The organism is Pseudomonas sp. H1_A03 (genome assembly GCF_054685145.1).
The window spans coordinates 2,477,628-2,491,998 of the sequence record NZ_CP162829.1; the positions used below are offsets into that span (position 1 = coordinate 2,477,628).

The 14,371-nt window shown below is 61.5% G+C and carries 12 protein-coding genes; 8 read left to right on the forward strand and 4 right to left on the reverse strand.

The genetic code is table 11. From position 1 onward, the window contains the following. Positions 1-102: 102 nt before the first annotated feature. The 5 genes from AB4O35_RS11410 to AB4O35_RS11430 all read left to right on the forward strand — a co-directional run bounded on the left by AB4O35_RS11410 (position 103) and on the right by AB4O35_RS11430 (position 5,852). Positions 103-852 (forward strand): SDR family NAD(P)-dependent oxidoreductase, encoded by a 750-nt coding sequence (locus AB4O35_RS11410; protein ID WP_065880122.1) that lies wholly within the window; start codon positions 103-105, stop codon positions 850-852. A 13-nt stretch (positions 853-865) separates the two neighbouring features. Then, a complete protein-coding gene (locus AB4O35_RS11415) occupies positions 866-1,165 on the forward strand; it encodes a hypothetical protein (protein ID WP_065872568.1) in 300 nt (99 codons plus the stop codon). Further along, positions 1,162-2,136 carry a CobW family GTP-binding protein gene (locus AB4O35_RS11420; protein WP_065872567.1) on the forward strand — a complete coding sequence of 325 codons (975 nt, stop codon included), beginning with the start codon at positions 1,162-1,164 and terminating at the stop codon, positions 2,134-2,136. Before AB4O35_RS11415 ends, AB4O35_RS11420 begins: the two co-directional genes overlap by 4 nt. After that, positions 2,133-3,305: an ABC transporter substrate-binding protein gene (locus AB4O35_RS11425; protein WP_065872566.1), complete on the forward strand. Its 1,173-nt coding sequence runs from the start codon at positions 2,133-2,135 to the stop codon at positions 3,303-3,305. Before AB4O35_RS11420 ends, AB4O35_RS11425 begins: the two co-directional genes overlap by 4 nt. A gap of 210 nt (positions 3,306-3,515) precedes the next feature. After that, positions 3,516-5,852: a putative bifunctional diguanylate cyclase/phosphodiesterase gene (locus AB4O35_RS11430; RefSeq protein ID WP_065872575.1), complete on the forward strand. Its 2,337-nt coding sequence runs from the start codon at positions 3,516-3,518 to the stop codon at positions 5,850-5,852. 183 nt (positions 5,853-6,035) lie between these two features. On the opposite strand, the gene AB4O35_RS11435 is transcribed toward AB4O35_RS11430, so the two are convergent. Both AB4O35_RS11435 and AB4O35_RS11440 read right to left on the reverse strand, forming a co-directional pair. Continuing rightward, positions 6,036-8,429 (reverse strand): glucose/quinate/shikimate family membrane-bound PQQ-dependent dehydrogenase, encoded by a 2,394-nt coding sequence (locus AB4O35_RS11435; protein ID WP_065945351.1) that lies wholly within the window; start codon positions 8,427-8,429, stop codon positions 6,036-6,038. A gap of 453 nt (positions 8,430-8,882) precedes the next feature. Continuing rightward, complete coding sequence (locus AB4O35_RS11440; protein WP_065945352.1) at positions 8,883-10,901, reverse strand: TonB-dependent receptor; 2,019 nt, start codon at positions 10,899-10,901, stop codon at positions 8,883-8,885. Positions 10,902-11,049: 148 nt separating this feature from the next. Here AB4O35_RS11440 and AB4O35_RS11445 point away from each other — a divergent pair, with 148 nt between their 5' ends. Then, positions 11,050-11,283: a VF530 family protein gene (locus tag AB4O35_RS11445; protein WP_012722427.1), complete on the forward strand. Its 234-nt coding sequence runs from the start codon at positions 11,050-11,052 to the stop codon at positions 11,281-11,283. Positions 11,284-11,287: 4 nt separating this feature from the next. After that, entirely contained in the window at positions 11,288-11,914 is a 627-nt protein-coding gene (locus tag AB4O35_RS11450; protein ID WP_065872563.1) for a Pr6Pr family membrane protein, read from the forward strand. 131 nt (positions 11,915-12,045) lie between these two features. Here AB4O35_RS11450 and AB4O35_RS11455 read toward each other — a convergent pair whose 3' ends face one another. Continuing rightward, positions 12,046-12,813, reverse strand: coding sequence for a siderophore-interacting protein (locus AB4O35_RS11455; RefSeq protein ID WP_065872562.1), 768 nt, complete (start codon positions 12,811-12,813; stop codon positions 12,046-12,048). Beyond that, entirely contained in the window at positions 12,810-13,349 is a 540-nt protein-coding gene (locus AB4O35_RS11460; protein ID WP_065872561.1) for a PadR family transcriptional regulator, read from the reverse strand. Before AB4O35_RS11460 ends, AB4O35_RS11455 begins: the two co-directional genes overlap by 4 nt. 489 nt (positions 13,350-13,838) lie before the next feature. On the opposite strand from AB4O35_RS11460, the gene AB4O35_RS11465 reads away from it, so the two are divergent. Further along, positions 13,839-14,339 carry a CS1 type fimbrial major subunit gene (locus tag AB4O35_RS11465; RefSeq protein WP_065945353.1) on the forward strand — a complete coding sequence of 167 codons (501 nt, stop codon included), beginning with the start codon at positions 13,839-13,841 and terminating at the stop codon, positions 14,337-14,339. The last annotated feature ends 32 nt before the right edge of the window (positions 14,340-14,371 follow it).

Consider the following 14,371-nt stretch of genomic DNA (forward strand, 5'->3'; position numbering starts at 1 on the left):
TGCGATAACGGTGTATCAGTGAATACATGTGTGGCTGACCCACCGCCATCGCAGGCAAGCCAGCTCCCACATTAGAACCGTGTTTGTCTCGGGAGAATTTACATGCCTCAACTCACTCACCGCCGCGCCGTCATCACCGGCGCCGGCAGTGGCATCGGCGCTGCCATCGCCCGTGCCTACGCCGCCGAAGGCGCGCGCCTGGTGCTGGCCGACCGCAACGCCGCCAGCCTCGCCGAAACCGCGATCACCTGCCGCAACCTTGGCGCCGAGGTGTTCGAATGCCTGGCCGACGTCGGCACCGTCGAAGGCGCCCAGGCCAGTGTTGACCGTTGCGTCGAGCAGTTCGGCGGTATCGATATCCTGGTCAACAATGCCGGCATGCTCACCCAGGCGCGTTGCGTCGACCTGACCATCGACATGTGGAACGACATGCTGCGCGTCGACCTCACCAGTGTGTTCGTCGCCAGCCAGCGCGCCTTGCCGCACATGCTCGCGCAGCGTTGGGGGCGGATCATCAATGTCGCCTCGCAACTGGGCATCAAAGGCGGCGCCGAGTTGACTCACTACGCCGCCGCCAAGGCTGGGGTGATCGGCTTTACCAAGTCCCTGGCGCTGGAAGTGGCAAAAGACAACGTACTGGTCAACGCCATCGCACCGGGCCCGATTGAAACGCCATTGGTGGGCGGTATCAGTGAGGAATGGAAACGCGCCAAGGCCAAGGAGTTGCCGCTGGGCCGTTTCGGCTTGGCCGATGAAGTGGCGCCGGTGGCGGTGCTGCTGGCCAGCGAGCCCGGCGGCAACTTGTTCGTTGGCCAGACACTGGGCCCGAACTCCGGCGATGTCATGCCATGAGTGAGGTGTAGCCATGTGCGGACTCTGCGGACTGCTCGGCGAGGACCTGCACTGGAGCGATCCCCTGGGTGATGAGTTACCCCGGCGCCGTGAACGCCTGCGCCGGATCGCGGCGATCAACCAGGTGCTGGCGGTGTTCCGGCTCAAGGTCGAAGACTTCCAGGGCGCGTCCTATCTGCTGCTCGGCGCCACTGGCAAGCAGGCGCTGGCCAGCGGTCTGGATCAACTCTGGCAAGCCGCCGAAAACATGCTCGGCCAGCCACTGGATCCCCTCGATCCGCGTTTGTTGGAGCACTTGGAGACAGCCCGATGAGCATCGCCCTCAACGTCATCACCGGCTTCCTTGGCAGCGGCAAGACCACCTTGCTCAAGCGCCTGCTGCAGGGTGAAAGCCTGGGCGACACCGCGTTGCTGATCAACGAGTTCGGTGATGTCGGCATCGACCACCTGCTGGTGGAAGAAGTGGCGCCGGATACGGTGCTGCTGCCCAGCGGCTGTGTGTGTTGCTCGATCCGTGGCGAGTTGAAAGAGGCGTTGTTGACCTTGTTTCAACGCCGTGAGCGCGGTGAAATCCCGGCGTTCAAGCGGGTCATCCTGGAGACCACTGGCCTGGCCGACCCGGCGCCGATCCTGGCCACCCTGAACAACGACGTGCAGTTGCGCGGGCGTTTTCATATTGGCTTGGTGATCACCCTGGTGGACGCCAGCCATGCCGTCCTGCAAGAACGCCTGCACCCGGAATGGCTGGCCCAGGTAGCGGCGGCGGACCGCTTGCTGCTGAGCAAGACTGATCTGGCGGGTGACTGCGCTGCACTGCGCGCCCATTTACAGGCGCTCAATGCCGGTACGCCGATCCTCAATACCCATGACATCCATAGCGGCGACCAACTGCTGCTGGGCGAAGGCCTGCGCAGTGCCGAGCCCGCCATGGAAGTCAGCCGCTGGCAGCTGCATCACACCACCACGGCCACCCACGGCGCTGCGCAAGTCTGCAGCCTGACCTTCGACCAGCCTCTTGATTGGGTGGGTTTCGGGGTATGGTTGTCGATGCTGTTAAGATGCCACGGCGAACGAATTCTCCGCGTCAAAGGGCTGCTCAACGTGAACGCCAGTAACGCCCCCATCGTCATTCATGGCGTGCAGCATTGCCTGCATGCGCCGGTGCATTTGCCTGCATGGCCGGGCAGCGACCGGCAATCACGCCTGGTGTTTATCCTGCGTGGCCTCGAGCCTGCGCTGCTCAAGCGTTCGTTTGAAGCGTTCTCGCGGCGGTTCGCTGCATGATCACACTCCGCGTTCTCGGCACGTCGGTCACCCTGCTTGAATGCCTGCGGGTACGCGCCGAAGAGGAGCTGGGCATTCGCCTGGTCTACCAGGTGCACGACGTCGAGCAGGCGCAACGCATCGCGGTGATGCAACCCGACAGCTACGACCTGTATGACCAGTGGTTCCACAACGTCGACTTCGTGTGGCCGGCCCGGGCCATCCAGCCTATCGACACCCGACGCATCGCGCTATGGCACGAGATCAATGACCTGCCCAAGCGCGGGCGCCTTTCGCCCGATGACCGCCTCGGCAGCGGCAGCGTGCCCAGCGAGCGGCTGTTCGTGCAGCACGACGGCAGCCTCGGCAGCACGGTCACCGAGCGCATCAGCATGTTGCCCCTGACCCACAACGCCGACAGTTTCGCCTACCGTCCTGAGCGCTTGCCCGAAGGTTTTTGCCATGGCAATGAAAGCTGGGGCTGGTTGCTCGACCCGGCCTGGCGCGCACGTACCGCCCTGCAAAGCGACGCTGCGATCGGTGCGCTGGACGCTGCGCTGGCAGTGCAGGGCGCGGGGCTGGCGAGCTTCAAGGACATCGGCAACATGAGCATCGAAGAGATCGATGTACTGGCCGACATCCTCGTGCGCAAACAAAAGGAGGGGCACTTCGCGGCGTTCTGGTCCGATGACGAAGAGGCCGCGCAATTGATGCTCAGCCCCAGCATCGATATCCAGAGCCTGTGGTCGCCGACCTTGATGCGCCTGCACCGCGCCGGGGTGAAATACCGCCTGGCGGTGCCACGCGAAGGCTATCGCGCCTGGTTTGGTGGTTTGTCATTGTCGCGCCATGCGAAGGGGCCGGTGCTGGATGCCGCGTATGCCTACCTGAATTGGTGGCTGTCCGGCTGGCCCGGTGCGGTGATGGCGCGCCAGGGTTACTACATCGGCAACCCGGCGCGTAGCCGAGACCATCTGAGCCGCGCCGAGTGGGATTACTGGTATGCCGGCAAGCCTGCGCGAGAGGAGCTGCCGGGCAGCGATGGCCTGCCGTTGATCGATATCGGTGAAGTGCGCGACGGCGGTTCCTATGAGCAACGCATGGGGCATATTGCGGTGTGGAATTCGGTGATGGATGAACACAACTACCTGGTACGGCGTTGGGGGGATTTTATGCGTGCTCGCGGCTAAGTCGTCGGTCAATGGCTTGCCGCCATTAAAATGGCAGTGAAGTCCCCGGTTTTATTGGGTGCACTTATGCTTTGTCCCGGTTAATCTGCGCAAACCAAATATCCATGCGAAATAGATGTTTTTTTGACGCCGGGTCAGCATTTGCCAGGAACGCTTATGACGAAGGGACGTAATGGCAGAGAGAGGCGAATGCTGCCAGAAGCCACCGCACTGCGCTGGCGCCATACGTTTCAAACCCGAATTGCCAGCGTGCTGGCGCTCTTGCTGTTGGTGGTGGTCGCCGCCACTTATTTCGCCGTCAAGGCCGCCACCGCCCGTGCCGTGGAAAACCAGGCGCAAGTTCAACTGAAAACCGGTAGCCAAGTGTTCGAACGCTTGCTGGAACTTCGTGGGCGTCGCCTTCAATACGGCCTCGACTGGCTCACCGTGGACGGCCCGTTCAGGCAGGCGGTGGCCGAGGGCAAGACCGTGGCGATGCTCGCGGCCCTGCGCCGGCATGGCACGGGTATTCGCTCCAGCGAAGTGTTTGTGCTGGGCCTGGATGGCAACGTCATGGCCAGCACCTTGCCCCTCTTCACGCGTGGCCAGGTTTTCCCTTATGACGATGCCATGCGCCACGCGCGTCGTACCGGCTTGCAGATGCTGATCGTGGCCATGGACGGTTGCCCTTACTTGCTGGTGCAACACGAAGTGCTCGACCCGCTGCCCATCGCACGCGTGGTCATGGGCTTTCCCATGGACACGTTGTTTGCCAATGAACTGCGCGCCATGAGCAGCCTTGAGGTGTCTTTCCTCAGCGTGCAGAACGGTAAACCCGGTGCGCTATTCAGCACCCAGCCCGAGGCGTACCAGGCCACCACCCTCAGTCTTTTGCGCGAGGCGCGCGTCAACCCCGAGCCGCAGATCCACCTGTTCTACGGCGAGCGTGTGCTCAGCCAGGTACTGCCGCTGGCCAACTCCGGTGACGGCGACGAGGTGCGTGTGCTGCTGCAAAGCCCGCTGGACCACGCCCTGGAATCCTTCGCGCCCCTGGACCGGCAGTTCCTCGGGATTGCCCTGGCGGTGCTGGTGGTGTCGCTGGCTGGCGCGCTGTTCCTGGCGCGGCGGGTGTCGCGTCCTCTTAACGCCTTGGTGCAAGCCGCCGAGCGCATCGGCGCCGGTGACTACCGCACGCCGGTGCGGGTGCGCGGCCATGATGAATTTGGCCTGCTGGCCCGGGCGTTCAATGCCATGCAAAGCGGCATCGCCATGCGCGAGCGGCAATTGGCCCATAACGCCCTGCATGATCCTCTCACCGGTCTGCCCAATCGCGCCCTGGCCATGGAGCGCCTGGGCAGTGCGATCAGTGCTCGGCGGCCGGTGGTTTTACTGTACGTGGGGATCGAGAACTACCGGGTGATCAACGAAGGTTTCGGCCCCGCCGGTGTGGAAGAAATGCTGCGTGAAGCCAGCCGCTGCCTGTCCATGAGCCTGTTGGCCAGCGACACCGCCGCGCGCATCACCGGCAGTGAATTCCTGCTGTTGCTGGAAAATACCGAGATCGACCGCGCCGTGTCGCGCGCCGATCGCCTTTATGCGCTGCTCACCGAACCCCAGCGCATCGGCAATGACGAACTGCGCCATGAAGTGAGCATTGGCATCGCGGCTTACCCCGCCGATGGCCAGCAGGTGGAAGAGTTGATCAGCCGCGCCGCCATTGCCCGGCATGACGCGGCGAGCCTGCCGGGGCATTTGCAGATCTACCAGCAGGACCGCGACCTGGCTCACCAGCGCCAGATCACCCTGATCCGTGACCTGCGGCGTGCCGCGGTCGAAGGCGAGTTGTTCCTGTGCTACCAACCCAAGCTCGACCTCAAGCACGGCCATGTATGCCAGGCTGAAGCCTTGTTGCGCTGGCAGCATCCGACCCTGGGCCAGGTGTCTCCCGCCGAATTCATCCCCTTGGCCGAGCGCACCGGCAGCATGAGCAGCCTGACCCTGTGGGTGATCGAAGAAGCCATCCGCCAGATCGGCGAGTGGGGGCAGCGGGGCATGCATATCCAGCTGTCGGTGAATATTTCGGTGGATGACCTGGCCGATGATGACCTGGCGATCCGGGTCACCGCCTTGCTGATGCACTACCAAGTGGGCGCCCAGCAACTGATTTTCGAGATCACCGAAAGCGCGATCATGCACAACCCGCAACAGGCGCTCAGCGTGTTGGAGCAACTGCGCGGCTGCGGTATCAGCCTGTCGGTGGATGACTTCGGCACCGGCTATTCCTCGCTCGCGCAACTGCAGCGCTTGCCGGTGCAGGAGTTGAAGATCGACCAGTCGTTCATCCGCAACCTGAACAGCACCAGTGGCGACGGCGTGATCGTGCGTTCCACCATCGAAATGAGCCATAACCTCGGCCTCAAGGTAGTGGCCGAAGGCGTCGAGTTCGCCCCCAGCTTGAAGCTGCTCAAGCTGTGGAACTGCGACACCGCCCAGGGATACCTCATCAGCCGACCGCTGAATGTGATGGCGTTCGAGATGTGGATGCGCCGTGAGCGGCTGCCGCTCTGAACCACCACCTAATAACCGCATAACAACCGCATAACGACGCCTGCTACGGGGGTGGCGAGGATGGCGAAGGTGGCGAGTGTGGCGGGAACGGCGAGGGTTGCGGCGGGAAGGCGCAATGGGATCGGGCAGAAAAAAGGCGGCTACCTGCGTGGGTAGCCGCCTTTGTCTTGCCGCCGTTGTTGCTTAATCCGGCAGTTTGAACGCCATTACATAGTCACCCTGCTTGGTACCCAGGGAACCGTGACCGCCCGCCATGACCAGCACGTACTGCTTGCCGTCCTTGCCGGTGTAGGTCATCGGCGTGGTTTGCGCGCCCGCTGGCAGGCGGCCTTCCCACAGTTGCTTGCCGTTTTTCACGTCATAGGCACGCAGGTACTGGTCGAGGGTGCCGCTGAGGAAGGACACGCCACCAGCGGTGGTGAAGGTGCCGCCCAGGCTAGGCACGCCCATGGTCAGTGGGATCGGAACCGGCGAGCTGTCGCGCACGGTGCCGTTTTTGTGCATCCAGATGGTTTTGTGGGTGGTCAGGTCGACCGCCGCCACGTAACCCCAAGCTGGCGCCTGGCACGGCAGGCCCATTGGCGACAGCATGGCTTCGAGGATCACACCGTACGGCGCGCCTTTGTTTGGCTGCACGCCTTCGGTTTCACTGACGCGTGGGCCTTGCTTGGCGATGTCGGCCGCCGGGATCAGCTTCGATTTGAACGCCATGTAGCTTGGGTTCACGAAGGCAATCTGACGCACCGGGTCGACGGAAATGCCACCCCAGTCGAACACGCCGAAGTTACCCGGATAAACGATCGAACCTTGCAGCGATGGCGGGGTGAATGGGCCGTCGTAGCGCAGGGATTTGAAGTCGATGCGGCACAGCATCTGGTCGAACGGCGTCACGCCCCACATGTCACGCTCTTTGAGCGGCGGTGGCATGAAGTTCAGGTCGGACTTCGGTTGGGTAGGGGAGGTGCGGTCGCCCGCCACTGCGCCTTGCGGTACCGCCACTTCGTGGATCGGCACGACCGGTTGGCCGGTAGCGCGGTCCAGCACGTAGATGCTGCCTTGCTTGGTCGACGCCATCACTGCCTGCTTCACGCCGGCTTCGGTCTTGATGTCGATCAGCGAAGGCTGGCCGCCCACGTCCATGTCCCACAGGTCATGGTGAGTGAACTGGAAGGTCCACTTCACGTGGCCGGTGTCGATGTCCAGGGCGGTGAGGCCGGCAGCGTATTTTTCGGAATCGTCGGTACGGTCGCCGCCGTACTGGTCGGGCATCTGGTTGCCCATCGGCAGGTAGAGCATGCCGAGTTTTTCATCCACGGCGAACATGGACCACATGTTCGGCGAGTTGCGGGTGTAGGTCTTGCCTTCGGCCAACGGGGTGGTGTCGTCCGGGTTGCCGCTGTCCCAGTTCCACACCAGCTTGCCGGTGTGCACGTCGAACGCGCGGATCACGCCGCTCGGCTCGTCGATGGAAACGTTGTCGGTCACGTGACCGCCAATCACCACCAGGTTCTTGGTCACGGCCGGTGGCGACGTGGAGTAGTAACCGCCGGGGGCGAAGCTGCCGATATTGGCATGCAGGTCGACCTGGCCTTTGTCACCGAAGTCTTCACACATCTTGCCGGTGTCGGCATTCAGGGCGATCAGACGGGTGTCGGCGGTCGGCACGAAGATGCGTTTCGGGCAGGCGTTCGGTGCGGCGGCCGGGCTCTGCTCGGAGGCATAGGCGGCATCATCGTGATACGACACGCCACGGCAGGTCATGTGCGCCCAACCCTTGAAGCTTTCAGCACCTTGGGTGGTGATCTTCGGGTCGAAACGCCAGATTTCCTTGCCGGTGTCTGGGTCCAGGGCAATCACTTGGCTGTGCGGCGTGCACACGTAGAGCATGCCGTTGACTTTCAGCGGGGTGTTTTCCGCGGTGGTTTCACCCGGGTCGCCTGCGCCAGGGATGTCACCGGTGCGGAAGGTCCACGCCGGCACCAGTTTGTGGGCGTTTTCCGGGGTGATCTGCGCCAGCGGCGAGTAGCGATCGCCAAAGGCCGAACGGCCGTAGGCGTTCCAATCGCCGTCGGCCTGGGCCGGTGCAGCGTTGGCCATGCCCGGTACCGCGTCGCGGTCCAGCTGGCCTTTGATTTCACCGGGGTTGGTGAATTGGCTGGCAATGGCGGCGGCACCGGCCAGCACCACGGCAACGCTCAGTGCGCCAGTGCCCAGCGGGGCAGGCTGACCACGCAGCAACGGACGGCGAAACCACGGGAGCAGCATGACGAGACCCAGGGCGAACAGCAGCGCCAGGCGTGGCACCAATTGCCACCAGTCCAGGCCGACTTCCCACAGGGCCCACACGGTACTGGCGAACAGCACCAGTGCGTACAGACCCAGCGCGGCGCGGCGAGTAGCCAGCAGCAGAACGCCGGTCAGGGCGATGCCGATACCGGCCAGCAGGTAATACAGCGACCCGCCGAGCATCGTCAGCTTGATACCACCGGCCAGCAAGGCCAGGCCCATGATCAGCAGCAAGACGCCTAGCAGCCTGGGCAGCAGGCGACTTGGGCTTGAGGCACCGTCAGTGCTCATAGTTGTGTTTCTCCGTTGCGTTGGAATTATGTATCCCCGTGTTTCTTCACTGTAGATGACGATTCGACACGGGCTTGGTTCAGCGTTAATTCAGTTTTTCTGGGGATAAGCACGGTTATCCACAGGCGGGCGATTTATTCCCACGCGCAGGTCTGTGTAAGACAGCGCTGTCTTGATGGGCGGTATGATTCGGCAAGATGGGGTCGACCGGGAGGTGAAACGTTTCAGATTATTGCGGGCAAGGATAAAGGGAGTGCGCGGTTAGAGAAAGCGCAAATCGCAAGATGCATCATTTCAGATTTGGTAACAGTGACTAAATGTCGCTGCAAAAGGCGATGGGAACGGGTGTGTGTGGGAGCTGGCTTGCCTGCGATTGCATCGCCTCGGTGCAACTGGAATACCGAGGTGTCTGTATCGCGGGCAAGCCCGGCTCCCACAGGGATTGGGGGAGATTTAGAAGGTTGTGCGGACGCCGAACTGCACGCTTCTGCCCGGTGCCGGCGCGATATCCCGCAGGATCGAACTGGCGTAGCGCACCGTCTGGTTTGTCAGGTTTTCACCGTTCACAAACGCCAACCACTGGCTGCCACCCATGTTGAAACGATACCCGGCGCTGGCGCCCAATGTGGTGTAGCCATCGGTGCCACTCTCGTTATCCGGCACACGGCCTTGTCCTGCGGCATGTTCAACATCGATGCGTGCCTGCCAGCGATCCAGCTCCCACAACAAGCCGCTGTTCAAGCGCAGCGGCGCAATACGCGGCAAGGCTTCACCGGTATCCAGATTGGTCGCGCGGGTGTAGTCGCCCGACAGTTCCAGTGCGAACTTACCGTAGGCGCTTTCGCCAAGTTTCCAGTGATCCTGGGCTTCGAAGCCGGCGAAACGTGCACGCACGCCGGAGTATTTGTACTCAGGGATGCCGCCTGCGTCTTCTTCACCCTCATCGTTCAGTGTGCGACCGCTGCCCAGCAGGCCGATGTAGTTGGAGAAACGGCTGTAGAACACACCAAAGCTGCCTTTGTGGGTGCCGTTGTCAAAGCGCAGGGCCAGGTCGCTGGACACGGCTTTTTCTTTCTTCAGGTTGGCATTGCCCAGCTCGTAGGTGCCGGTGGCGACGTGGGCACCGTTGGCGTACAGCTCGTAAAAGGTCGGCGCGCGTTCGGTATAGCCCAGGGTCGCGGCAAGGGACCAGATTGGCGTGAGGCTGTAGACCGCCCCGGAGGACAGGCTGCCGGCGGTGAAATCATTGGATTTGTCCGCACCGGCGAAGCGCGCATTGCCCTTGGCATCCGGGTCGACGCTGGTGTGTTCCAGGCGCCCGCCGAGGCTGAGTTTCAGGCGCTCGGTGGCCTGCATTTCTTCGAGGATAAACAGCGCGCCGGCGTTGGTGTCGGTCTGCGGCACGAAGGCTTCTTCACCGAGGGCTGAGAATTCGTTGCGGGTCACTTGTGCGCCAACCACGCCGTCGAACGGGCCGATGGGGTGGTGACGGGCTTCGACGCGCGCTTCATAACCCTTGTTCTTGAAGATCGTGCCGGTTTCGCCGCCTTCGATTTCACGGTGTTCGTAATCGGTGTAGCCCGCGTCAAGTTTTACCGAGGTAAACGGGCCTTGCAGGTTGCGGATCTCCGACGCGAACGCGTAGTGGTCCTGCTGCATGCGAATGCGCACGTCCTTTTCGGCCGGGGAGCCATAGTTCGCGTCGTAGTTGCTGTAGGACAGCCCGGCATAACCGTCATCCCAGGTGTAGGAACCTCCCACCGCGCCGCCGTCCTGGCGGCCGTCGCTGTTACCCAGGCGGCCGTTTTTGCCAGGGGCATCGTCGGTTTCCGGGGCATGGCGGCTGCGCGCCTGGCCGGGGATTTTCAGGTCATTGAATGCCCGCGCATTGGCGTCCAGGTGCAAGGCAAAGGTGCCGTTACCGGCTTCCAGTCTGCCAGCGCTGCTGCGCGTGGTGTCGGCGCCGCCGTAGCGCAATTCACCGGCACCGTGGATGCCTTCGATGGCCTCGGTGGGGATACGGTTGTCGAACGTGTTGACCACGCCGCCGATGGCGCTGCCGCCGTACAACAACGCCGCCGGGCCGCGCACGATTTCAATGCGATCGACGTTAACCGGGTCCAGCGGCACCGCGTGGTCGTAGGACAGCGAAGAGGCATCCAGCGCACCCACGCCATTGCGCAGGATGCGGATACGGTCGCCATCCTGGCCACGGATGATGGGCCGGCTCGCGCCCGGGCCGAAGTAAGAAGACGACACGCCCGGCTGTTTGTTCAGGGTTTCACCGAGGCTGCCTTTTTGTTGCAGGGTCAGGTTATCGCCCTCCAGCACGGTGGTCGGCGAAGCAAGCTGTTCGCTGCCTAGAGGGTTGCCGGTGATGACCTGGGGCTGCAACTCCAGGGCGTGGGCTTCGGAGCAGATCAACAGGGCGGCGGCGAGTGGGGTCAAGCGCCACAGAGAAGAGAGGGGCATCGGACATTCCTTGGAAAACGACGAAAAGATTTGAGATTTATCGTTACAATATAACATCTCTTTTTCGTTGGAGGCGGGAACTTTTTATAACGAGCAGGCGGGGTGATAAGGTGTGCGCCTTCGTGAACACATTTTTCATAGGCCTGGCATGACCGCGACAAGTAACGACCCACTCCACGGCGTGACCCTGCAGCACGTCCTCACCACCCTGGTGGAACACTACGAATGGGAAGGCCTTGCCGAGCGTATTGATATCCGCTGCTTCAAGAGTGACCCGAGCATCAAGTCGAGCCTCACCTTCTTGCGCAAGACGCCTTGGGCGCGGGAGAAAGTCGAAGGGTTGTACGTGAAACTGATGCGCACCAAACGCCCGTTGGATTGAACCCATGAAGCGGTTCGTGGCAGCAGCGGCGCTGGCCGGTTGGACGGGGCTGGCGATCCAGCAATACCTGATTTTCTATTCGCGCTGGGAGTCCGGCGCCAGCCTGATGGGCGGGTTGGTTAACTTTTTCAGCTTCTTCACCGTGCTCACCAACACCCTGGCGGTGGTGGTGTTGAGCTATGCGTGGGTGAATCGCGATTGCGCAGCGAAGCGGTTTTTTCTCGGGCCCAAGGTCAGCAGCGGCATCGCCGTGAGCATCGTGGTAGTGGGCCTGGCCTATAACCTGCTGCTGCGGCACCTGTGGCAGCCTGAAGGTTTCCAGTTTATTGCTGACGAGTTGCTGCACGACGTGATGCCGGTGCTGTTTTTTATCTACTGGTGGCGATGTGTGCCCAAGGGCAACTTGCACGTCAGGCACATCGCGGCGTGGGTGATTTACCCGCTGGTGTATTTTGGCTATGCGCTGCTGCGTGGGGATTTGCTCGGGCAGTATCAGTACCCGTTCATTGATGTGGGGACCCTCGGTTACCCACAGGTGTTTGTGAATGCCGGGGAGATTTTGGCGGGGTTTGTGCTGATTGCATTAATGGTGGTGGGGCTCGACAGGTTTCTGAAGCCACCACAAATCTAATGTGGGAGCCGGGCTTGCCCGCGATGACGGAGTGTCAGTCGATGAATCTGTCGACAGATGCACCGCTATCGCAGCGATGCGGCGCCCGACAAGCCAGCTCCCACATTTGATCTTTAGTGTGTTCGAGGGGGTTACTCGTCTTCGCTGCCCTCGGCGCGCCAGTAACCCACGGCCTTGAGGTGTTCCTCATTGACCTTGTGCGTGTCCAGCAGCACTCGCCGTACCCGGCGCGACAACTTGGTTTCGGTCGCCACGAAGCTGTACAGCGAACCGCTCGGCAGCGTCAGGTTCTGTACGGTGTCGAGCAGATCGTCCTGGCCACGCACCACCCATTTCACCTGCACATCGGCGGCACTTTGCAGTGCTTGTTGCTCCGCCGCATTGGCGATCTCAATCACGGCCAACACCTTGCGGCCCGCCGGCAGTTCTTCCAGGCGTCGCGCAATGGCAGGCAGGGCGGTTTCATCGCCGATCAACAGGTAGCTGTCGAAAATATCCGGCACGATCATCGAGCCCCGTGGCCCGCCGATGTACAGGTGCTGGCCGACCTGCACCTGCTCGGCCCAGGTGGATGCAGGCCCATCGCCGTGCAGCACGAAGTCGATATCCAGTTCGCCAATGCTCAGGTCAAAGCGCCGTGGCGTGTAGTCGCGCATGGCCGGTTGCGGGCCGTCGCCCTTGATGCTGAAGCTCGGGCTTTCCAGCGCGGCCTGTTCAGCGGCGTTCTGCGGGAACAGCAGCTTGATGTGATCGTCACTGCCCAGGCTGATAAAGCCCGCCAGTTCAGGGCCGCCCAGGGTGATGCGGCGCATGCGTGGGGTGATATCAACCACACGCAGCACCTCGAGGCGACGACGTTTGATTTCGTGGGTAACGCGATGGATGGCTTGAGTATTCATTCTGCTTTCCCGTCGGCAATGGCTTGGGCGGCGCCGTTGAGCAGCGCCGCGACACGAAGAATTTCTTCCGGGCTCCAACGCCCGTGGTGCGAATGCAGGGCATGACGCAGGTTATGCACCGCCTCGTGGATTTCCGCTGGGCGGTCGTGGCCGCGCAGTGAACGCTTGCTTACGTCGATGCGCATGCGAATGCCGTCCAGGGCCACCGCCTGCTCGCTTAAGAAGAGACGACCGGCGTCGGTGATTGTGTAGCGTTTTTTCCCGCCCTCGGCGTCACCCGTGATCAATTCGCTCTCTTCGAGGAAGGTCAAGGTCGGGTAGATCACGCCGGGGCTGGGGGAGTAGGCGCCGTCAAACAGGCCTTCGATCTGACGGATCAGGTCGTAGCCGTGGCAGGGCTGTTCGGCGATCAACGCCGGCAGCAACAGCTTCAAATCGCCCGGTGCGAAGACCCGCGGGCCACGGCTACTGCGTTCGCGGCCGGGGCGTTTGTCGAAGCCGTCACGGTCATGATGATGGGGGTGATGTTCTCTCATTTTCTCTGCTCTGTGCTTTTGTAAGATACAACGTAAGATATATCTTTGCTTAAGGGCAAGCGCGTCTGACCAACGGTCAACCCCTTTCGGCTGGCAGGATTCGAGCAGTGTTCTATTAATTAAAATAACGACTCGATTAATCAGCGACATGCCTTACAGCGATTGAAGTGACAGAGACGTTTCGAACTAGAGCGCCGTGTAATATGGTTCTTACAGTTAATCGCTCTTCATAAATTAATCGAAGTAGTCTTTGCCTTACAGTTGAATGAAAAGTTTTGGCAAAAGGCCATCTTTTTCCTATGGCAAATAATTTGTTTGGCTACAGCAACTAAGGAAGTGCCCTGCTTACCTACAAGGATGGCCTTTGGATACTTGTTTGCGTTGATCGAGCCATGGGTTCGGTCAATGCAAGTAGTTGGAAAGCACGAACCCCAATGACGCTTTTCATCGCTTCTAAAACCCATACGTTTAGAAAACAGGTATTCAGCCATGCTTAAGAAAATTGCCGTCGCAGCACCCCTGGTCGCGGCCATATTGAGTTCCTCCATGGCCTTTGCTGCCGATGACGCGCGTTCGTCGATCAACATCAAGGCGACCATCCCCACCAAGCAGTTCCATGCCCAGCCTCGCGACCCGAACTTCGGTAAGGACGAGACCATGAACTACAACGTGGTCAGCGGTGAACTGAGTTCCCTGCGCGCCACCTATGACGTCAAGAACACCGACGGTTCGGTACACGCCTACATCGAGGGCGGCCCCACGTCGGCCGCGCTGTACAACGGTAGCGACAGCATTGCGCTGACCAATACCTTCAACGGTGTCGTGCTCACCGCCACCCCTCAGGAGGTGGTCGACGACCCTCAATCCACCCCCGGTACCCAGGCTGACCTGGTGATTACGCCGGCCAAGCCGGCGGATACCCAGAACGGTCTCTACACCGCCCAATACACGGTGATCTTCGATGCCGTGCCACGTGCTCCGGCGCCTTAACGGCCCGGTGCAAGAGACTCTGGCTTGCGCCG

Coding starts and splice junctions, on each gene's coding strand:
- AB4O35_RS11440 (WP_065945352.1), bottom strand. CDS start 10,901: ATGCCCCTCTCTTCTCTGTGGCGCTTGACCCCACTCGCCGCCGCCCTG.
- AB4O35_RS11435 (WP_065945351.1), bottom strand. CDS start 8,429: ATGAGCACTGACGGTGCCTCAAGCCCAAGTCGCCTGCTGCCCAGGCTG.
- AB4O35_RS11420 (WP_065872567.1), top strand. CDS start 1,162: ATGAGCATCGCCCTCAACGTCATCACCGGCTTCCTTGGCAGCGGCAAG.
- AB4O35_RS11425 (WP_065872566.1), top strand. CDS start 2,133: ATGATCACACTCCGCGTTCTCGGCACGTCGGTCACCCTGCTTGAATGC.
- AB4O35_RS11465 (WP_065945353.1), top strand. CDS start 13,839: ATGCTTAAGAAAATTGCCGTCGCAGCACCCCTGGTCGCGGCCATATTG.
- AB4O35_RS11455 (WP_065872562.1), bottom strand. CDS start 12,813: ATGAATACTCAAGCCATCCATCGCGTTACCCACGAAATCAAACGTCGT.
- AB4O35_RS11450 (WP_065872563.1), top strand. CDS start 11,288: ATGAAGCGGTTCGTGGCAGCAGCGGCGCTGGCCGGTTGGACGGGGCTG.
- AB4O35_RS11410 (WP_065880122.1), top strand. CDS start 103: ATGCCTCAACTCACTCACCGCCGCGCCGTCATCACCGGCGCCGGCAGT.
- AB4O35_RS11460 (WP_065872561.1), bottom strand. CDS start 13,349: ATGAGAGAACATCACCCCCATCATCATGACCGTGACGGCTTCGACAAA.
- AB4O35_RS11445 (WP_012722427.1), top strand. CDS start 11,050: ATGACCGCGACAAGTAACGACCCACTCCACGGCGTGACCCTGCAGCAC.
- AB4O35_RS11415 (WP_065872568.1), top strand. CDS start 866: ATGTGCGGACTCTGCGGACTGCTCGGCGAGGACCTGCACTGGAGCGAT.